Here is a 20,100-nt window from a genome sequence, read left to right as displayed (position 1 = left end):
ACTCTGACAGCCTTTATTTTCCGCTCAAAGCGGACGCGGACGCTAGAGAGGCTTACCCTGCGGCTTCAGGCTGGCGTTCTCGTAGGCCCGCATGAGGAAATAAAGCTCAATGCGGCGCGTCACGCGCCCGAAGAGGCGGCTCGCAAACCCGGGCTCCTCGTTGATCTCCTCGGGCTTGAGCGGCTCGCCTTTTTTCATGGCCGCGATGACCACGTAGACGGGCACGGGCAGCGAGGCCGTCCGGCCGTCCGGCCAGCCGAGGTTCACATGAGCCGCGGAGACCTTCCATTTATCGCTTTCGCCCAGAAGCCTGAAGGAGAGCACGAGCTGGGCTTCTGAAAACGAGAGCGCCTTCTCGGCCCTGTCGCTGTGAGCGCTCTTCGCGCCCTCTTTTTTCAGGTCCGAGAGGGCCTGCTCGCGGAACTCCCTGATCGACTTTGAGCGGCAGGAATAAAAGACCCAGCGGTGCCCCCTGGGATCCTTATAGGCGTCCCAGCTGGTGTCGAGACAGTCCGGGTAGAAGTCGAGCACCCGGCCCACGGTGAAAAAGGAGTGGTTTTCCTCGATCACGGTGTCCTTGACCGCCCGGATGTCGGGATTGAGCGACGAGCAGGCGCCAAGGAGAACCGTGGCCAGCGCCGCGGCGGCGGCCGGTCGTAATTTGTTCATGGCAAGACGAAGCCGGAGATCCGGCAAAAAGATTCCGCTGCCATTTTCCTCTCTGCCGCGCCCCGCGGAAAACAGGATGCGCCGGAAAATTGTTTCCTGCTGTATCCGGGCGAGGCGCAGGGCCCGGGAGGGCAGGCCGGGCCCGCCGGCCGGGGCTCCGAAGCGCGCTTCTGTTTTACTGAACAATAAATATTTATTATTTTCAATTTATTATTAATGATATCTTAAAGCACTTCATTATATTTTTTAGATGAAAATCCCGCAGGCCGCCTCGGGCCTTCTCAAAGCGCGGCCCGGGCGCGCTCGACCGCCGGGGGAGCCACCGATTATGATTGTGTGGCAGGTCATCTTTTTCCCGGGCGCTTCGTCCGGAGCCTGCGGCAGACCAAGGAAGAACCGGCATGGCAGAACAGGACATCGCGGTCGAAGGGCTTTCCTTCGCCCGGCACATATTCGAGGACATCGCCTCCCTCACGAAGGACCCGGCGGGAGGGTACACCCGCGAGGGCTACAGCGCGAAGGAGAACGAAGTCCACGACTACTTCAAAAAGCTCGGCCGGAGCCTGAAGCTCGAAGAAAAGACGGACGCTGCCGGAAACCTCTACCTCACGCTGCCGGGCCGTCACCGGGAGCTGTCGGCCTTCATGAGCGGCTCTCACGGCGACTCGGTGCCCCAGGGCGGGAACTACGACGGACTCGCCGGGGTCGTGGCGCCGCTCACCTGCCTGTGGTGGATGGAAAAAACGGGCTTCCGCCCCCTGCGCGACGTGACGGTGCTTGTCACGCGCATGGAGGAAAGCTCCTATTTCGGGAAGCCCTACGTCGGCACGATGGCGCTCACCGGAAAGCTGAGGCCCGAGGACCTGCAGCTGCGGCACCGCACGAGAAACGAAACGCTGGCCGAGGCGATCACGCGCGCGGGCTTCCGCCCCGAAGAAATGGTGACGGGCCGGCCGCTTGCAGACCTCGGGCGCATCGCCGCCTTCGTCGAGCTGCACATCGAGCAGGGGCCGAGGCTTGATTCAAAACCCCGGAAGCGCATCGGCGTCGTGACCGGCATCAGGGGCAACCTCCGGCACAAGTCGATCCGCTGCGTCGGAGAGACCGCTCACTCGGGCGCCGTGGACTACGAATTCCGCCACGACGCGGTCCTTGCCACGGCCGAACTGCTGATGAGCATGGAAAAGCACTGGATCCACCGGCTCGACCGGCAGGAGGACCTGGTTTTCACCTCCGGGGTCGTCAGGACCGACCCCTCGGCCTCGATCACCAAGGTGCCGGGGCTCGTCACGTTCTGCGTCGACATGAGAAGCCAGTCCATGGGCACGCTCGAGCGCTTCCACGAGATGCTCGTGCGGGACACCGACCGGATCGCGAAAAAGCGCGGCGTGCGCTTCGAGTTCGACAAAATGCTGAGGACCGAATGCGCGCGGCTCAATCCCCGGCTCGTTGCAAAAATCGCCAACACGGCGGCCGCCCACGGCATCCCCTTCCTCGTGATGCCTTCCGGGGCCGGCCATGACGCCGCCGTCATGGCCAACGCGGGCGTTCCCTCGGCCATGATCTTTGTGGCGAACCAGAAAGGATCGCACAATCCGAACGAAGACATGAAAATCGAGGACTTCATGCAGGGCGTGAAGCTGCTCCTGCTGCTGATGGAAAACTACGACCTCTGAATGAAAGGCCTGGGGCTGCAGGGCCCGGGCGCGCCCCGGAGCCGCCCGTTTTCCGCTGCGGTGCGGGCGGCCCTCTCCCCCTACAAGTGGCTGCCGTCAGGCTTGAGCGTGAGCAGAAGCACGATCAGCTTCAGCAGAAGCCTGATCAGGAAATTGTCGCGGATGCGCGCCACAGAAAAATAGGGGAGCCTCGTCCCGAAATGCACGATATGATGTCTGAATATTACAGAAAAATTCCGCTCGTCCGCAGGCGGCGCCAGACATCCGCTCCGGCCTGCGGCCCCACAGGGACGCCCACATGAAAAGCACCGCACCGGGACCCGCCGAATTCGCGCTGCAGCGCCTGCTCTCGTTTGACCGCCGGCACCCGGAGCGGCGGCTCTCCGACATTGCAATGAGAAGCGCGGCCCTGGTCTCGCACACCGATTCACCCCCTTCGGCCTTCACCGCGGCCCTTCTCTCGCCGCTGATCAAGGCGGGCCGCCGGATCGACGCCCGGGGGCTTGCGCGGGAAGCGGGCGGCCGGGCCGTTGACACGGCCCTGCTGGTGCCCGACGCGCTCATCGTCCCGGCGAGCCCCAAGGAGCCCTGGCGAGAGCGGGCGCACCGCGCACTCGAAACCCTGGCGCACAGGCCGTTTCCGGACGAAGTCTGGACCGTCACGCTGGCCGAGCACCTCGCAGCGCTCTCCGTGCTCTCCGAAGGAACGCACCGCGGGGGAATTCCCCGGGCGCTGCTCGGCATCGGCGCCTACGCGGAGCTCGACGACTACCTGTTCGAGGTCGCTCGCGCGCCCCGGGCGATCGCGCCGGAGCCGGCCGCCCTGGGCGAGAGGCTTGAAGAGGCGCTCCGGGCCTGGCAGCGCGAAAGGCTCGCCTGCGCACGCGCCCCCCAGGGCGGAATCTGGAAGCTCGACCTGACGGGTAGCGCCGGCTCTGCGCAGCGCGCGCTCTACCGCTCGCTTTTTGAGAGCGCGGGCGTGCCCTGGCGCGAAGCCCCGGGACCCGCCTTTCTCTTCATGCCGCCCCGCGAGGCGCTCGATCCGATGGAGTTCCGGCTGCTGATCGCGGCGCTGCGGCTTCACTGCGGGCAGGACCGCGTTTCGCGGCTGCCCGAGGGCGGCGGAACGGCTTCCGGCTGGGCCGACTGGTCCATGCCCGGCAGTCCCAAGGGCGGGCGCGTCACCGGCAGCCGCTTCCTGCGGCTGCTTCGCGATCCCGGGGTCGACGACCCGATCGAAGTCTGGATCAAAGCGCCGCCTCCTGAATTCGGCTTCATCGGCCGGGCGGTCCCCGCCTTCGAGAAGGAGCCCTGGAGGCCCGGGCAGACCGGGTTCGAAGCGCGCTTTTCAGAGGCCGTCCGCCGTTTCGGGATCGCGGCGGCCACGGCCTCGGCGCTCATCCTCGAATTCAGGGACGAGGCCTCGGCGCGCATCGCCTACGACGGCCGGACCTTCACCGTGGCCTGCAGCGGACGTCCCGGTCTGTCCATCGGGCGCGGCAGTGAGGACGGCGGGCCGAGCCGCTTTCAGCTCTTTCGGGAGGGCGAGCCCCCGCAGCCCGCTTCGGCCTCCTCACTTTTCCCCAGGGCCGCCGCTGCCGCCGGGTTCGCCTCCGAACCGCGGGAAATGCTGCGCTGCACGCTCAGCCTGTGCGGAATGCCCTGCCCCGGGCCGGGCCTCGGCCGGCTGCAGGTCTCCTCGGTGAGCCTTTTTCCCGCCGGGCGCCGGGCGGAGCTTTCGCTGCCCTCGGGGGAGCGGCTCACCATTTCGCCCGCGGAGGACCATCTCCACGTGAAAGTGCGCTGCGGCGAAAAAAGCCGGGGCGAAGTCCTCCCCGCCCTGCTTTGGGAATGGATCGAGGAAAACTGCACCTCGCCCATGGATGCCTTCCGGTAGCCCCGGCGCCTCGCGAGCCAGGCGGCCAGGCTTCGAAAAAAAAATCGGAAAAGGTCTCATTTCCATCCACCGCCCGCCCCCGCTCAGCCTATACTCGGCATAATCAGAGCGCAGCCTCTGCAGAACCCCGGTTCTTCAAGGGGGTGCGCGCACCAACTTTCCTGTGAGGAGCTTGAGAAAAATGAAAATACTGGTTCCCGTCGACCTGAGCTCGGGCAGCCGCCACGCCGTCGAATTCCTCGCCTCGAGGAAAACCCTGCTCGGGGCGAGTGCGAGCATCGAGCTTCTCAACGTCCAGACGCCCCTCAAGCGCCGCTCCTCGATCCTGTTCGGCCAGGGGGCGATCGACCGCTATTACGAAGAGCATGCCGAACGGGTCTTCACCCGCTGCCGCCAGGTTCTGAACAGCGAGGGGCTTTTCGTGCGCGAGTCGATGCAGGTGGGCGTGCCCGACCAGAAAATCGCCGAGGAAGCGAAGCGCTACGGGGCCGACCTGATCGTGATGGGCACCCGGGGGCTCGGGGCGCTGCGCGGCCTTTTCATGACCTCGGTGTCCACGGGCGTGATCTCGATGGCCTGCTGCCCGGTGCTCCTTGTGAAGGAAAAGCAGGGGCCGCTTGGCGACGACCTGCACGTGGGCGTCTGCGTCGACGGATCCTCCTACGGGGCTGCCGCCGCGCAGTACATCCTGAAGCACCCGAAGCTGTTCGGGCGCAACGCCCGGTTCGACCTCATCAACGTCGTGAACGACTACCGCGGCGCGGCCCTCACGAACGTCACCGGCATCGCCATGCCGACGCTCTCGGAGCAGGAAATCACCGAACTCGAGCAAAACGACTTCAAGGACGCCATGTCGAAGGTGCAGCCGCTTTTCGAGCGGGCGAAGCTTGAAACGCACGGGGTCTGCCTCGTGGGCAACCCCGCCTCGGAAATCACCGCCTATGCGGAGGCGAACGGCGTCGACCTTCTCGTCACCGGCACGCACGGCTACACGAGGCTCAAATCCGCCGTGATGGGGTCCACCGCGCAGACGCTCGCCGCGCACAGCTCCATCCCGCTGCTCGTGGTCCAGGGCGGAAAGCCGGAGCCCCAGAAGCAGTCCTGATCCCGAAGGCAGCCCCCCTGCAGCCCCCCGCTGAGAAGCAGAGGGCTGCGGCAGAGCAGCGCCATTTCTGTCCTTTTCAGGCCCTTGTCCGGCCTTTCACCTTCTGCGCGCCCGCCGGGGCTCCCGATCCGGTCAGCCGGAGGCCCGGCCGGAGGAGCGCTCGAGCAGGGCGTGGTCCAGCTCCCGGCCGTCGGGCAGGAAGCAGCGCACCGAAAGCTTCCCGGCGTCGGCCTCAAGGGTCATGAAGTTGTCGGTCTCGGGCCTTGGCGCGGCATAAAGGTCTAGCTCATGCAGCGCCTCGACATTGTGCCGGATGTTGCCCGACACGCCGCAGACAAAATAATAAGGGCCGTCCTTCGCGTGCCTGAAGTTCCTCACGAAGCCGCGTCTGCGGTACGTGTGCAGGTGCCCGGTGAGGACGAGATCGATGCCGGTCTGCTCAAACAGCGGCATCAGCCGCCTGCCGGTCTGTGAAAAGCGGGTTTTCCAGGGCTTTCCCGGCCTCTGGTAGTGCAGGATGTCCTTGTGCATCATCACGACCCGCCAGGGCAGGTTCGTTTTGGAGCCCTTTTCAAGAAACCACAGCTTCATGCGCTCGTAGAGGCGGGGCCTGAAGGCCGCGGCCTCGAGCCACTGCGTGTTGAGCACGATGAAGTGCACGGGGCCGCAGTCAAAGGCGTAGTACCAGCGCTCGAGGTCGCCCTCGCCGTTTTCCGGCACCGGGAAGGCCTCGAGATAGGCCTTCGGCATGATCGGGCGGAACTGCCGGTCGCCGGGATTCTTTCGGTAGCACTCGTGGTTTCCCATCACCGGAGCCTCGGGAACGCTCGCGATGGCAGGCGTCACGGCCTCGAACCAGTCGGCCCAGTAGGACAGGCGGCTGCCCATGTCCACAAGGTCGCCGAGGTTTGCGGCGAAATCCGGCCTCGGAAAGTGCCTGAGCGCCCCGCGGTAGACCCGCGCCCAGGTTTTGAAGCGGTCGCTCGACTGGCTGTCGGCGAAGACGAGCGCCCGGCAGCGGCCGCTTTCCGCGGTCCTGAACCGGAACCAGGAGCCGTCCGGCTCCACGCGGTACTCGTAGTCCTGGCCGGGCTCCAGGCCGTCAATCCTCACCGTGTGGAGGGGAAAGATCACGCCTTCGGCCTCGGCGTCGCGCTGCGGGGCGGAAAACCGCCGCTCAGGGCCCTGAGGATCCGCTCTCCTCAGGACGAGTTCGCCCGGTCCCTGCCGCTTCCACTGGACCGTGACCGAGCGGGCGCAGTCTGCCCCCACGGTGAGCCGCGGCCAGACGGGAGGCGGCGTGGGATCGGCCTCCTGCCCGCCGCGGGGCGCGGCGCAACCGGAGGCGGAAAGAGCCGCCGCGGCCGCGCTTCCGGCGAGCAGCCGGCGCCGCGAGAGCTTCAAAAGATCAGCCATGGTGTTCTGCCTTTCAATGAACCGCGGGATTAATCGAGCCGCGCGCCCTGGGCTTCAAGGATCAGAGAGGCGACGTCGTCTTCCGTGAACGTCCTGAACGAGCTTTCGCAGGGGCCGGGCTCCCGCACGAACTGAAGAAGCTTCCCGCGCCCTGGGTTCATCGGCTTCAGGGCCTGGAGCGTCCAGGCGATGCCGAAGTCATCGTAGGCCCGGTGAATGGCGTCGAGCCCCTTTTGAAGGGCCTCGGGCCCCGTGAGCCCCGCGGTGTCCGCGCCCCAGGCGAGCCTGAAGTAATCGCGGAAGGCTCCGCCGTCGCTCCAGACGCTCTTCAGCCAGTGGGGGAACAGGATCGTGATCGCGGGCACGTACGGGATTTCCCAGTAGTTTTCAACGATGCCCTCGATGAAGTACAGGCTGAAGTCGACCTCTTTCTTCCCGAATGAGGTCGGCCCGAAGCCGTTCATGCAGGCCGCGAGCTGCAGCTCGCCGATCGCCTCCCGCTCGCCCCTGAGGGCCGCGGGCAGGCTGGAAAGGATCGTGCGGGAGACGGCAAGGCTCGCGTTTTCCGCAAAGCTGCAGCGCCCGCCGCTCAGGAACGCGACGCCGGCCTGAATCACGGCGGTCATCGCGCCGTAGGCGAGGATCGGCCCCGGAATGCCGGTCGCGTAGCCGGGATTGAGCCAGCAGAGGTCGGCCTGCAGAAGCTCGCCGTAGAGCCCGCCCGCGCGCCCGGTTTCCTTTTCCACCATCTCGGCCGCCCCGTCCATGTCAGAGCCCGAGGAGGGATAGGTGGAAACCGTGGCCAGGGCGAGCCTGCTGCCGCCCCGGGGCTCGCCGCGCTGCTCGATCTCGGGCCAGACGTCGCGCTGCTGCGCCGCCCCGTAGGCCACGATCTTCGCAAAGTCCATGACGGTGGCGCCGCCCACGCCGATCACAAGCCCGATGGACTGCCGGCGGCAGAGCTCCATCATGGCGCGGGCCTGCTCGATGCTGGGGCTGCTGAGGTCGGGCTCCACCCAGACGCGCACGCCGGCGGCCTCAAGCGCCTGCTCGAGCCCGGCCAGCTCGCCGCTGCGGGAGAAGTGCGCCCCGCAGACGACGAGAGCGCGCTTCGAAAGCCCGGCCGCAAGCCGCGCGAACTCGCCCGTCCTGTCCTCGCCAAAGAGCAGCCGGCCCTTGTTCTGAAAGCTGAAAGACTCCATGAGATCCTTCCTCTTGTAAAAGGCTCCGGACATCATAGCCCGCCGGGCGGACGGCGCGAGGCTGCTCTGCGGAGGGCGCAGCCCCTAAGGCGCGAGCAGCGCGCGGCCTTCCCCCAGGTACCAGCGCACGGTGCGCTCCAGCGCCTCCTCGAAGGAGAGCTCGGGCCGCCAGCCGAGCCCGCGCTCGATCTTCGACGGATCAATGGCGTAGCGGAAGTCGTGCCCGGGGCGGTCTGCCACGAAAGCGATCTGTGCGGCGTAGGGCCTGCCGTCCCGGCGGGGGCTGAGGCGGTCGAGCAGCGCGCAGATGCCGCGCGCCATCTCAAGGTTCCCGCGCTCGCCGTGTCCGCCCACGTTGAAGGTCTCGCCGGGGGCCGCGTCGAAGAAAATCCGCTCGATCGCGCGGCAGTGGTCACCGACCCACAGCCAGTCGCGGACGTTGCCCCCGCTGCCGTAGATCGGCACGGGCTCGCCCGCAAGGGCCTTGCGGATCACCGTGGGAATGAGCTTTTCGGCGTGCTGCCAGGGGCCGAAATTGTTGGAGCAGTTGGAAATGGTGTAGTTGAGGCCGTAGGTGCGCCCGAAAGCCCGCACGAGCAGGTCCGACGAGGCCTTGCTCGCTGAATAGGGGCTGCTCGGGGCGTAGGGCGAAGACTCGGTGAAGAAGCCCTCGGGCCCGAGCGCGCCGTAGACCTCGTCCGTCGAAACATGGTGAAAGCGGGCGGAGCCGAGAACCCCTTTTTTCCTCCAGACCCGGACGGCCGCCGTGAGCAGCGAGGCCGTGCCCAGGACGTTCGTGCGGACGAAGCCCTGGGGGTCTGCGATCGAGTTGTCGACGTGGCTCTCGGCCGCGAAATGGATGATGCCGGTCGCGTCAAAGCGCTCGAGCAGCGAGGCGACCAGGGCCGTGTCGCAGATGTCCCCGCGCACAGGCACGACGCCGGGCATCGCCTTCTGCGCCTCCCAGACCTGCGGGTGCGCGGCGTAGGTGAGAAGATCAAGGTCGATCACCCGGATCTCAGGCCTTCTGCGGGCAAGCCCGAAGATGAAGTTCGAGCCGATGAAGCCCGCGCCTCCGGTCACAAGGATTGTTTTTTCAAAAGCGGTCACAGCACCTCCCAGGCCTCGCGGCTCTCGAGCGCCTCAAGCCATCCCCTGGGGGCGGCGCCGCAGGCGCGCTCAAAGCGCGAGCAGGACAAAACAGCATGCGCGGGCCTTCGCGCCCGCGCGGGAAAAGCACCGGTGGGCACCGGGCGGACGCGGCAGGCGAGCCCCTCGGAGCGCACGATCGCCCGGGCGAATTCAAAGCGCGAGCAGCTACCCTTTCCCGCGAAATGGAAAAGGCTCATCGGGCGGCGGTGCGCCCCGGCGCGCAGGAGTAGGAGAATGGCCTCGGCCAGATCGTCGGCCAGCGTGGGCGAGCCCACCTGGTCGTCCACGACGGAAATTTCCGGCCGCTCGCGGGCAAGCCTGCGGATCGTTTGAAAAAAATTCCGCGTTCCCTCCCGCTTGGAATAGAGCCAGGCCGTGCGGACGATCACGCCCCGCGCCCCGCTTTCAAGGAGCGCCTCCTCGCCCGAGCGCTTGCTCAGCCCGTAGACCGAAAGCGGCCTCGGCGCGTCCGTGGCCTCGTAGGGCCTTTCCGAGGCGCCGTCGAAGACATAGTCGGTGGAGACGTGCACCAGGGGAATGCCCTGCTGCGCGAGCAGCCAGGGCGCATAGGCGTTCACCGCGAAAGCCTCTCCCGGGCAGTCCTCGGCCCTGTCCACCGCGTTGTAGGCCGCGCAGTTGACGACGGCCTCGAAGCGGCCTGCGCCGAGCACCTGCGAAATGCGGGCGGGGTCCGTCACATCGAGCTGGGCGCGCCCGAGCGCGAGCACGCCGATCCCAAGCCCCGAGGCCCTCCGGACCAGCGCCTGGCCGAGCTGGCCCCCGGCCCCCGTCACCGCGATCACGGCTGCCTCCCGAAAAAGAAATCCGGGTTCGAGCGATAGCGCGCGAAGCTCGGCGCGGCCCGGTCTTTTTCCGAAAAAGAGGCCTGCGCGGCGGGCACCCCCCAGTCGATCCCGAGCTCCGGGTCGAGGGCGCTCACCGAGCCTTCGGCCGCGGGCTCGTAAAAGGCGTCGCACTTGTAGGCGAAGACCGCCCTTTTCGAAAGGACCGCAAAGCCGTGCGCGAACCCCTTCGGGATGAACAGCTGGCGGTGGTTTTCGCCCGAGAGCCTCACCGCCGCGAAGCGCCCGAAGGTGGGCGAGCCCGCGCGCAGATCAAGCGCCACATCGAGCACTTCGCCCTCGATCACCCTCACCAGCTTGGCCTGCGACGCCGCGCCCTTCTGGTAATGAAGGCCGCGGATGACGCCGTAGTGCGACAGGGACTCGTTGTCCTGAACGAACCGCACGTCGAGCCCCGCCTCAGCCATGGTCCTTTCATTCCAGGTCTCGCAGAAATACCCGCGCCCGTCGCCGAAAATCCGGGGCTGCAGAACAAACACCCCCGGCAGTGCGGTTTCAAGCTTCTCCATTTCCTTCTCTCCTCCTGCCTAACCGCGGGCTAACGGCGCCAGAGGCAGGCCGAAAGCGCCCTGAGATGCTCAAGGTACGGCGTGCCGGGCTTGATCGAGCGCAGCAGCGCCTCGTAGTCGTCCTGGCTGATCAGCCCGCGGCGCCTCGCCATTTCCTCCGGATAGCCCGCAGGGTTCCTTTCGTCGCGCCAGGCCCTGGCCGCAAGCTCCGAAGCCTCGAGCAGAGCGTCGGGAGTGCCGGCGTCAAGCCACCTCGACTCCCTTTCGAGCCGCAGCGCGCGCAGCCGTCCCTGCGCCAGATAAAGGTTGTTGAGGTCCGTGATTTCAAGCTCCCCCCGCGCCGAAGGCCGAAGCGTTGCCGCAAGGCCCGCCGCGTCGGACGGGTAGAAGTACAGCCCCGTCACCGCCAGATTTGAAGTCGGCAGCTTCGGCTTTTCAACCAGCCTGAGCACCCGCCCCCCGGCATCGCAGTCTGCCACGCCGAAACGCTCCGGGTCCTTCACGGGGCAGAGCACCACCGCGGCCGATTTCAGAGCCGGCCCGGAGGCAAGTGAGCGCAGCCGGGCAAGCTCCCCGTTCAGCATGAAAAGATTGTCCCCCAGGATGAGGCAGATGTCCTCGTCGATGAAGTCCGAGGCGATCAGCAGGCTCTGCGCGATGCCTTCGGGCCTGTTCTGCACCCGGTAGGAAAGCCGCAGCCCGAATTCCGCGCCGTCGCCCAGCAGCGACCTGATGCCCGGAAGGTCCCGCGGCGTTGAAATGACGACAATCTCGGTGATGCCCAGATCCATTAATGTGGAGAGCGGATAGTAGATCAGCGGCTTGTCATAGACCGGGAGCAGCTGCTTGGAGGTGGTCCGGGTCATGGGATAGAGCCGGCTGCCGCTGCCGCCGGCGAGAAGAATGCCTTTCATTGCCTGCCTGCCTCTGCCGGGTCTTCCGGCGTCCACCAGAGCCGGGCGTCGAAGAGCCTGAGGGCCTCAGGCTCAAGGGGCTGCGGCTCTGTCTGAAGAAATGACAAGAGCGTTTCGGGTCTGTCGCGGCCGATCAGAAAGAGCCGGCCGGGCCTGTCGAAGGGCTCGCCGGCGGCCGAGCTGCGGTTGGTGATGATCTTTCGGTTCAGGAAAAGCGCCTCCGCCATTCGGAAGGAATAGCCTTCATCCTGACCGATCCGAACCAGGTCGACCACCGCTTCGGCTCCCGCGCAGAGCCGCAGGTAGTCCGGGTAAGCCAGCCACTGCGAGGACTCACCGGGTGTTTTCTCGACCAGCCAGCGGCCAAGCCCCGGGCGGGCGGCCAGCAGCGCCCCGCGCAGAGCCCCGAGGACCTTCGTCCTTTCCAGGCCCTGCCCCCGGCTGCCCATGAAAAACCACAGGCAGTCCCTGCTCGGCCGGTCGTAGCCGGCCATCACATCCGGGTTCACGCCGTTGGGGCGGTAAAGTCCGCCCAGCGCGGCGGCATCGGAGCGGCTGTAGGACTCCAGAGCGTCGACCACCCCCTCGGCGCGCAGCGCCCTCGCGCTGAGGATCACCCTCTGCGCGCTGGGAGCCCGGCCGCCCAGCCCTCCCTCGATCCGGTCGTGGAAGCGCAGCACGATCCGCCGCGCCGGGTGCAGCTTCCGGTAGAGGCGCAGCAGCGGCGCCTCGTGCATGTCGGTGAAGACCGTGAGCCCTTCGGCGGGATCGGGGCCGCAGGAGGCGAGCCGCTTTGCCGCGCGCCGGAAAAAGGCCCCGAGCCGGACCGGGCTCGTTTCATCCTTGAGCTCGAGCACCTGGAAACCGAGCGGACTCAGATGCGTCCGGTAGACGGCTGCCGCGGTTTCTGAAGGAGCGAAGAGCACTTTCGAGCCGTGGTCGTCGAAAAAGCACTCCGCCAGGTTCCTGCGGGCGATCTCGGAGCTGAGCGAGAGCCCCAGGGCCTTCGCGAGGCTGCGCTTCGCCCGGGCGGTGCGCCCGCGGGTCTCCCGGCGCGACGGGACGGCGACCAGCCGGATGCGCCTCAGAAGAATATCGGAGAGCGGGACGCTGTCAAAGCCGTCAAGCACCTCGATCGAATCGAAGTAGCGCCTCGCAAGCGGCAGGCGCGTGCTGCCGCGGCCAAGAGCGACAACGCGGGGCCCCGCTGATTTTTTCTCACTGTTCAAAGCCTGGTGACTCCTGCTGCGGCCGCCGGGGTGCCCGGAGCGGTCTTCATTAGGGAAAAACGGGACAAGCCCCCGGGCGCGCCTATCGGAGCAGCCTTTCGATCCAGGCCGCCGCGCCAAGGGCGTCAAGCACGCGCACGGCCACATATCCCAGCAGGAAGCAGGTTACCACGCAAACGGTCTGGTAAAGCAGCGCCTTCCACATCGCACGGCCCCTCTTTATTTAAGTTTCACGACCCGCTTGAGCTCCTCCTCGGCCTTCTCCTCGGAGGCGGGGATCACCCGAAGAGCGGTCTGCATGAAGGCCGACACCGCCTTTCTCTGATAAGCCTGGCGCGGCGTGCCGAAAAGGATCTCGTAGCTCGAGCCCTTGGGGAGGCGGAAAATCTCCAGCTGCTTCAGGGCCTCGTCGGGCAGCGTCATGCGCACGAAGTTTTCCTGGCAGAAGCAGGCCCCGACGCCCCTCAGGCACAGCGACAGGAGCGTGCCGATGTTGTCCGAGCGCGCGCTCACGAACGGATGCAGGTCAAAGCGCCGGATGAACTCCTGCGCGACCCGCCCGGAGATGTCCTCGGGCTTTCCCATGACGAAAGGGCAGAGCGCCAGCGGAGAAAGATCGCCGCCGCGGATTTTTTCAAGCGACGCCTCGAGGCTGTCCGGGAAAAGCCGCTTAAGCAGAGTGCGCGAGACAGCCAGCACAATGTTCTCGCGGTAAAAGGGCTTGAGCTCAATGTCGGGCGCATTGTTCGGGAACGAGGCTATCGCCAGATCAATGTCTCCGTCAGCCAGAAACTTGCGGAGCCTGTCGTTCGTGTCCTCGACCAGCTGTATCTCGTAGCGGGGCCAGTCCTTCTGGAATTCCTCGATCAGCAGCGGCATGATGGCCCGCCCGCGGGTAAAGGCGACGCCGATCTTGAGCACGCCCCTGTGATTGTCGCTGATGTCGCCCAGCTCGACCATCATCCGCTTGTAGTTTTTCTCAAAGTCGGAGGCGTACCGCAGGAACACCTCGCCCGCATAGGTCAGCTCCAGCGGCACGTGCCTGATCAGCAGCGCGCAGCCCAGCTCCTTTTCCACTCCTGCGATGTGCGCCGACAGCGTCTGCTGGGTGATGTGCAGCTCGGCCGCGGCCCGCGTGAAGCTGCGCATCCGGGCCACCGTCGTGAAGTACTTCATCGAAAGGAAGTTCATTGCAAGGTTCCGTCAGGATCAGCAAAGTTGATTGCCTGTATTTTACGCAATGCACTACAGCAATTCAAAGATAGCCGGCCCCTGCCGGGCGCGGCCGCTAAAATGAGCGGCGAAGCGTTTTTTCTTTGCGCGGCGGCTGCCGTCCCCCCGCCCGCCGCTTACCGACAGAGGCCCCCATGCTGTGGAGAAACCGACAATCGAGCACGAACATCGAAGACCGCCGCGGCGAGTCCGCGGGAGGCGGCCCGGGCGGCCTGATCCCGATCCGCGGCAAGGGCGGGGTGCTGATTCTCATCATCGTGATCGTGGCGGGCTACTACGGCATCGATCTCACGCCGCTGCTGACCGGCGGCGAAGCCGCCCAGACCCAGGCTTCGGCGGGCGCCTACAAGCCTTCGGCCGAAGAGCAGGAGCTCGCGCAGTTCACGGGCGTCGCCCTGAAGACCACCGAGGAGACCTGGTCGGAGATCTTCAAAAAGGCCGGCTCCACCTATACGCCCCCGACCCTCGTGCTCTACAGGGGCAGCACCCGGACGGCCTGCGGCTACGGCCAGTCCGCCATGGGCCCCTTTTACTGCCCTCCCGACCGCCGCGTCTACATCGACCTCTCCTTTTATGAGGACATGAAAACCCGGCTGGGCGGCGGAGGCGACTTCGCCCTGGGCTACGTCCTCGCCCACGAGGTCGGGCATCACGTTCAGAACCTGCTGGGCATCAGCGACAAGGTGCGCGAGGCGCAGAGCCGCACCGACCAGGCCGGCGCCAACCGCCTTTCGGTCCGGCTGGAGCTGCAGGCCGACTGCTTCGCAGGCGTCTGGGGAAACTTCATGAAGCGCGACGGCGTGCTGGAAAAGGGAGACCTTGAGAAGGCGCTTCGCACCGCCTCGGCCATCGGCGACGACCGCCTGCAGCGCGAAAGCACCGGCCGCGTCGTTCCCGACAGCTTCACGCACGGGACTTCAGAGCAGCGCTACCGGTGGTTCAAGCGGGGCTACGACACCGGGCGGCCGCAGGCCTGCAACACCTTCGGCTCGGCCAGCCTCGACAGCCCGGGCGAGACCTTGTACGGCCGGCTCGGCCGGGACTCCGGGCGCTGAAAGCTCCCGGGGCGCGGCCGCGGGCTGTCACGACAGCTTGTTTCTGAACAGCCAGCCCGCAGCCGGCAGACAGACCGAGGCGATCAGCGCGAGCGGAATGAAATCCGGCCAGACCTGCGCGAGCCCCGCCCCCTCGAGATACACCCGCTTCACGATGTCGATGCCAAAGCGCAGAGGATTCACATAGGTGAGGTACTGCAGCGCCGGCGCCATATTGCTCACCGGGGTGAAAAAGCCCGAGAGCATGACCGTGGGCACCAGGCAGAGGAAGTTGTAGAGCATCGCCTGCTGCATCGACAGCGACAGCGCGGAAACGGACAGGCCGAAGCCGACGGCCGCGATATTAAACGCGAGAAGCCCCAGATACAGGGTGATCAGGCTGCCCGAGAAGGGAATCCCAAACCAGAAGCGGATCACGAGCAGAATGAAGCTCGACTGCGCGAGGCCGACGAAAATGGGGGGCAGCGCCTTTCCTACCAGAATTTCCACAGGCGTGAGCGGGGTGACGAGCAGCTGGTCGAAGGTCCCCTGCTCGCGCTCGCGCGCCACGGTGAAGGCCGCGGTGAGCTGAGTCTGGATGAGCGCGAGAGCCGCGATCAGGGCGACCAGAATATTCCAGCGGGAATCCAGGTTCGTGTTGTACCAGGCGCGCCGCACGAGCTCGACGCTGCCGGCTCTGCCGGAGAGCTCTGAGGCGTAGGAGGACACGATGCTGCCGAGGTACGCTCCCGCCAGCCCCGAGGTGATGGTGTTGCGCCCGTCGAGCACGACCTGCAGCGGGGCGGTCCTGCCGCTGAAAAGGCGCGAGGGGAAGTCCGGCGGGATCCTGATCGCGAGCGCAACCGCCCCGCTTTCGACCGCCTCGCCCATCTCGCGCTGCGAGCTCACGGTGAGCCTGCGCACGAAAATGCCGGAGCTGTCGATGCGGGCGAGCAGTTCGTCCGAGGCCTTGCTGTGGCATTCGTCGAGCAGGACGTAGGGAGCGTACGAAAGCTCGTAGTTCGCGGCGTAGCCGAACAGCAGCGCCTGCAGGAAAACCGGAACTATGAGAATCGCCCGGCTCCTCGGGTCCTTCAAAAGGACCTGGAGTTCCTTGCGGATCAGACACCGCACCCGCACCAGCCAGAGGCGCACCTCAGGGCTAATCACCATGTCATTTACCTCAGCCTCTTGCGCACGGTCCTGGTGGTCACCGATACAAACAGGACGCTGTAGGCGCAGAGAATCAGGACCGAAGCCGCGAGGTCCCACGGCCTCGTGCCTACAAGAAAGAGCTCGCGCACAATTTTCACAAAATGCGTCGCGGGCAGGATGTTGCAGATCGGGGTGAGCCAGCCGGGCATATTGCGCAGGTCAAAGACAAAGCCGGAGAGCATCGCGGCAGGCAGGAAACTGACAATAAGCGCGACCTGGCTCGCCAGAAACTGGCTGCGCGCAAGCCCCGAGATCATCAGCCCCATCTGCAGGGACACCAAAAGGTAGAGAAACGACACGCCGGCTATGGCAGCAAGCGACCCGCGGATCGGGACATCGAAAAGATAGCGAGCGGCAAAAAGGCAGATGGCGATGTCCACGATGCCGATCAGCAGGTAGGGCGCCGTCTTCGTGATCACGATCTCGAAAGGACGCACCGGGGTCACGAAAAGCGACTCGAAGGTCCCCCTCTCCCACTCTCGGGCAATCAGCAGCGAGGCGAGAAACGCGCCGACCAGCGTGAGGACAATCACGATGATGCCGGGCACCAGAAACCAGGTGCTCTGGCCCGCCTCGTTGTACCAGGTCCGCTGCACAATCTCGAGGCCTGCGCCGCGGGCGGTGCTGCGGTCGGCCTGTTTCTGGAGCGCAGTGCTCAGAGCCGCCGACACATACGCCTCCACCGTCCTTACGGTCTGGGAGTCGACCCCGTTCAAGATGAGCTGCACCGGAGCGCTTCCCGACTCCGAGCGCCGAGCGTAATCCGAGGGGATGCGCACAATGCCCATTGCAGCGCCCTGCCGCATCGCCTCCACCGCCTCGCCCATGCCGGCCTTGCGGCTGATCCTCAGATACCGGTTGCCCGACAGCGCCCGGACCAGGTGCTCGCCCTGCACGGAAGAGGATTCGTCGACGACGGCAAGCGGCGCATGCTCCACGTCGAACGACAGGCCGTAGCCGAGCAGAAGGATGAGGATGACAGGCAGCAGGAGCCCGAGCAGGAGCGTGCTGCGGTCGCGCAGCATCTGCCGGAGCTCCTTCATGGCGAGGGCCCGCAGCCGGGTCGCTGCGCCGAGGGAATCAGAAAAAGCGCGGTCCTGCTTCATTTTTCCCTTCCTCCCCCGGCCCGGCCCTTTTCCACGATCCGGACGAAGGCGCTGTTCATGTCGGCGCAGTCCTCTCCGGCGAGGCGGCGGACTTCGCCCGGAGTGCCCAGGGCGAGGAACCGCCCCGCGTCCTGAATCGCGATTCGGTCGCAGTACTCGGCCTCCTCCATGAAGTGGGTTGTCACGATGACCGTGACGCCGGTGCGGGATAGCTCCGTGATGGTGCGCCAGAAGCTGCGCCTAGTGGTCGGGTCAATGCCGCTTGTGGGCTCGTCGAGAAACAGGATTCTTGGCTCGTGCAGCAGCGCGGCCGCCATCGCCAGCCTGCGCTTGGGGCCCATGGGCAGCCGGCCGGAGACATCCCCGGGCCGGAGGTCGAACTGCTGCAGCATCGCCTGCACCCGCTCGCGGAGCCTGCTGCCGTAAAGTCCGTAGGCGCCGGCAAAGAACTCCAGATTCTCCTTGTTCGTGAGCAGTCCGTAGAGCGCGAATTTCTGGGCCACATAGCCGATGCGCCCGCGGGCTTCCGCCCGGGCCTTGCGGAGGTTGAACCCCGCCACCTCGATCACGCCGCTCGTGGCGGGCAGCAGCCCGCAGAGCATGCGGAAAGTGGTGGTCTTCCCTGCTCCGTTGGGGCCGAGAAGGCCGAATATCTCGCCTTCCTTCACATCAAAGCTCGTGCTGGCGACCGCCGTGAAGTCGCCGAACCGACGCACGAGGTTCCGGACATGGATGACCGGCCCGGAAGAAGCCGGCCTCCTGGCAGCAACGGGCTGCTGGCCGGCGCGGGGCGCCCTGCGGCCCTCCCCGCTGCCCGAAATCATCAGCATGAAGGCGTCCTCAAAGTCCGGGCGGCGGCTTTCCATGCGCCGCCCGGCCAGAAGCGAGACGAGCGCCGGGGCGTCCGACCCCGGCCTGCGGATGAAGCGCACGGCGCCCCCCGAGGGCACCGCGTCGAGCACGAGATCGCCCCGGTCGTACAAGGCGGCCTGAAGGTCCCGTGCCGGCTCGCCCCCGCGCGGCCAGGCCGTGCCGGTGAGGCCCTCGGCGCGCCGCACGAGCTCGGCGGGACGCCCCTGGGCCACCAGCCGGCCTTCGTGCAGCGCAAAAACATAGTCCGAACGCTCGGCCTCGTCCATGTAGGAAGTGCTCCAGACCACCGAGATATGCTCAAGCTGCACCTGCTGCCGCACGATTTCCCAAAGGTCCCGGCGCGAGAGCGGGTCGACCCCGATGGAAGGCTCGTCGAGCAGCAGCAGCCTCGGCGTGCGCACGAGCGTGCAGATCAGCCCGAGCTTCTGCTTCATGCCGCCGGAGAGCTTCCCGGCCGGCCGCCCGGTGAAGCGGCCCAGATCAGACATCGCAAGCAGCCGCTCGTAGCGCTTCGCGCGCACGGCAGGGGGCACTCCGTGAAGATCAGCATAGAGGTCGAGGTTCTCCTGGACGGAAAGATCCTCGTAGAGCGCGAACTTCTGGGGCATATAGCTGATCTGGTCCTGCACCCACTGGGTCTGCGCGGCCACGTCCCTGCCCAGAACCTCGATCCTGCCCGAGGAGGGCGCAAGCAGTCCGCAGACAAGCCGCATCAGCGTCGTCTTGCCCGCTCCGTCAGCCCCCACCAGGGTGACGAGGCGGCCGGCCGGCACGTCGAAATTGAGCTCCGAGAGAGCCTGAACCCGGTCGCCGCCGCTGTCCCTGAAAGCCATCCCGAGGCCCTCGGCCCGGATGGCCACGGCCTGCTCTGCCATCGCCTCACACCCCGCCGGCTGAGGCCCCGGAGGCGGCGCCGGAGGCCGGGCGGAGCCTGACGGTCGCAGGCTGCCCGAGCCGCAGCTTCGAGCCGGGATCGTCAAAGAGAATGCGCACTTCGTAGACGAGGCTCGTGCGCAGCTCCTCGGTCTGCACGTTCTTAGGCGTGAATTCAGCCACCGAGGAGATGAACCCCACCCGCCCGGGGACCTTTTCCCCGGGGTTCGAATCCGTGGTGATCTCGGCCGGGTCCCCGGGCTTCACGCGCCCCAGGTCCTTTTCGCTCAGGTACGCCCGGACCCACTTGGGATCCGTGAGCGCAAGCGTGAACACAGGGCTTGAAGCCGAGGCCATGTCGCCCTTCTCAAGCAGGCGGCTGCGGACCACGGCATTCTGGGGCGCACGCAGCGTCCCGAGCTCGATGCGGTGCCGCAGCACGGCCAGGTTCGCCTTCGAGGCCTCAAGCGACGCCTCGGACTCCCGGATGTCCTCCACCCGCGGGCCGATCACCTGGAGCTGCAGCGCCTCCTTCGCCTGCTGCTCGTTTTGCCTCGCCACGCGCTCGGCGCTGACCGCCTGGTCATAGCTCTGGCGGCTCACCGCGTGGCCCTGGGGCGTGTTCCAGAGGGCTTCAGCCCGCTTGAGGTCGAGCGAGGCCCGCTCGGCATCGGCCTGAGCCGCCCGGTACTTAGCCCGCGCCTGGGCGATTTCCTGGGGGCGGTTGCCATGGCGAAGCCTCAAAAGCGCCTGCTCGCCCGCACGGACCTGGGCCGAGGCCTGCTCGGCTTCAAGCTCGAGCGTGCGGGTGTCGAGAACCGCCAGCACCTGCCCTTTCTTCACCTGATCGCCCTCCTCGACCCGCAGTTCGCTGATGCGCCCGCCCTCCTCGAATGCGAGCGACACCTGCCTGATGTCGACGTTGCCGTAGAGCACGATTTCATCGGAGGCTTTCTGGAAGAACTTTTCATGGACGACGTACCCGGCCGCGGCTGCGGCCGCGACAAGGACAGTTGCCGCAATGAGGATCTTTTTATTCATTTGCGCTTATATAAAACAACAGGTTGCTTAATGGCCTGATGCTTAGTTTAAATTAAATTTAAATTTAATTTTCTCTATAATAACCCCGGCTAA

Annotated in this window: 17 protein-coding genes; 4 read left to right on the top strand and 13 right to left on the bottom strand. The window is 66.2% G+C overall.

The window, feature by feature from the left end:
* Positions 1-42 precede the first annotated feature (42 nt).
* Complete coding sequence (locus tag MUN46_RS07355; RefSeq protein WP_243377294.1) at positions 43-669, bottom strand: hypothetical protein; 627 nt, start codon at positions 667-669, stop codon at positions 43-45.
* Between the two features lie 401 nt (positions 670-1,070).
* Between MUN46_RS07355 and MUN46_RS07350 the strand changes: the two genes are divergently transcribed.
* From MUN46_RS07350 to MUN46_RS07340, 3 genes are all read left to right on the top strand, one after another.
* Positions 1,071-2,345 carry a Zn-dependent hydrolase gene (locus MUN46_RS07350; protein ID WP_243377293.1) on the top strand — a complete coding sequence of 425 codons (1,275 nt, stop codon included), beginning with the start codon at positions 1,071-1,073 and terminating at the stop codon, positions 2,343-2,345.
* Between the two features lie 298 nt (positions 2,346-2,643).
* Positions 2,644-4,242 carry a hypothetical protein gene (locus tag MUN46_RS07345; protein WP_243377292.1) on the top strand — a complete coding sequence of 533 codons (1,599 nt, stop codon included), beginning with the start codon at positions 2,644-2,646 and terminating at the stop codon, positions 4,240-4,242.
* A gap of 181 nt (positions 4,243-4,423) precedes the next feature.
* Positions 4,424-5,347, top strand: a complete 924-nt coding sequence (locus MUN46_RS07340) for a universal stress protein (protein ID WP_243377291.1) — start codon at positions 4,424-4,426, stop codon at positions 5,345-5,347.
* A gap of 132 nt (positions 5,348-5,479) precedes the next feature.
* Here the strand turns inward: MUN46_RS07340 and MUN46_RS07335 are convergent, their stop codons facing one another.
* The 8 genes from MUN46_RS07335 to MUN46_RS07300 all read right to left on the bottom strand — a co-directional run bounded on the left by MUN46_RS07335 (position 5,480) and on the right by MUN46_RS07300 (position 13,823).
* On the bottom strand, positions 5,480-6,763 hold the full coding sequence (locus MUN46_RS07335; RefSeq protein WP_243377290.1) for a purple acid phosphatase family protein: 1,284 nt from the start codon (positions 6,761-6,763) through the stop codon (positions 5,480-5,482).
* A 29-nt stretch (positions 6,764-6,792) separates the two neighbouring features.
* Entirely contained in the window at positions 6,793-7,965 is a 1,173-nt protein-coding gene (locus MUN46_RS07330; RefSeq protein WP_243377289.1) for an iron-containing alcohol dehydrogenase, read from the bottom strand.
* 84 nt (positions 7,966-8,049) lie between these two features.
* Entirely contained in the window at positions 8,050-9,075 is a 1,026-nt protein-coding gene (gene rfbB / locus MUN46_RS07325) for a dTDP-glucose 4,6-dehydratase (protein WP_243377288.1), read from the bottom strand.
* On the bottom strand, positions 9,072-9,920 hold the full coding sequence (gene rfbD, locus MUN46_RS07320) for a dTDP-4-dehydrorhamnose reductase (RefSeq protein WP_243377287.1): 849 nt from the start codon (positions 9,918-9,920) through the stop codon (positions 9,072-9,074). Before rfbD ends, rfbB begins: the two co-directional genes overlap by 4 nt.
* Positions 9,917-10,489, bottom strand: coding sequence for a dTDP-4-dehydrorhamnose 3,5-epimerase (gene rfbC / locus MUN46_RS07315; protein ID WP_243377286.1), 573 nt, complete (start codon positions 10,487-10,489; stop codon positions 9,917-9,919). The genes rfbD and rfbC overlap by 4 nt, the downstream gene beginning before the upstream one ends.
* 29 nt (positions 10,490-10,518) lie before the next feature.
* Positions 10,519-11,403, bottom strand: coding sequence for a sugar nucleotidyltransferase (locus MUN46_RS07310; RefSeq protein WP_243377285.1), 885 nt, complete (start codon positions 11,401-11,403; stop codon positions 10,519-10,521).
* On the bottom strand, positions 11,400-12,632 hold the full coding sequence (locus MUN46_RS07305) for a hypothetical protein (protein WP_243377284.1): 1,233 nt from the start codon (positions 12,630-12,632) through the stop codon (positions 11,400-11,402). Before MUN46_RS07305 ends, MUN46_RS07310 begins: the two co-directional genes overlap by 4 nt.
* 219 nt (positions 12,633-12,851) lie before the next feature.
* Positions 12,852-13,823 carry a LysR family transcriptional regulator gene (locus MUN46_RS07300; RefSeq protein WP_243377283.1) on the bottom strand — a complete coding sequence of 324 codons (972 nt, stop codon included), beginning with the start codon at positions 13,821-13,823 and terminating at the stop codon, positions 12,852-12,854.
* Positions 13,824-13,999: 176 nt separating this feature from the next.
* Here MUN46_RS07300 and ypfJ point away from each other — a divergent pair, with 176 nt between their 5' ends.
* Positions 14,000-14,920 carry a KPN_02809 family neutral zinc metallopeptidase gene (gene ypfJ, locus MUN46_RS07295; protein WP_243377282.1) on the top strand — a complete coding sequence of 307 codons (921 nt, stop codon included), beginning with the start codon at positions 14,000-14,002 and terminating at the stop codon, positions 14,918-14,920.
* 27 nt (positions 14,921-14,947) lie between these two features.
* Here ypfJ and MUN46_RS07290 read toward each other — a convergent pair whose 3' ends face one another.
* From MUN46_RS07290 to MUN46_RS07275, 4 genes are read right to left on the bottom strand one after another with little or no spacing between them, the layout of a single operon-like run.
* Positions 14,948-16,072: an ABC transporter permease gene (locus MUN46_RS07290; RefSeq protein WP_243377281.1), complete on the bottom strand. Its 1,125-nt coding sequence runs from the start codon at positions 16,070-16,072 to the stop codon at positions 14,948-14,950.
* A 5-nt stretch (positions 16,073-16,077) separates the two neighbouring features.
* Entirely contained in the window at positions 16,078-17,220 is a 1,143-nt protein-coding gene (locus tag MUN46_RS07285) for an ABC transporter permease (RefSeq protein WP_243377280.1), read from the bottom strand.
* Positions 17,217-18,968 carry an ATP-binding cassette domain-containing protein gene (locus MUN46_RS07280; protein ID WP_243377279.1) on the bottom strand — a complete coding sequence of 584 codons (1,752 nt, stop codon included), beginning with the start codon at positions 18,966-18,968 and terminating at the stop codon, positions 17,217-17,219. Before MUN46_RS07280 ends, MUN46_RS07285 begins: the two co-directional genes overlap by 4 nt.
* A gap of 4 nt (positions 18,969-18,972) precedes the next feature.
* A complete protein-coding gene (locus tag MUN46_RS07275) occupies positions 18,973-20,007 on the bottom strand; it encodes an HlyD family secretion protein (protein ID WP_243377278.1) in 1,035 nt (344 codons plus the stop codon).
* Positions 20,008-20,100 lie beyond the last annotated feature (93 nt).

The sequence above is a fragment of the Mesosutterella faecium genome, assembly GCF_022809315.2.
GTDB lineage: Bacteria > Pseudomonadota > Gammaproteobacteria > Burkholderiales > Burkholderiaceae_F > Mesosutterella > Mesosutterella faecium.
Note: the sequence above shows the minus strand (reverse complement) of the source record. Positions and strands in the feature narration are given on the sequence as shown.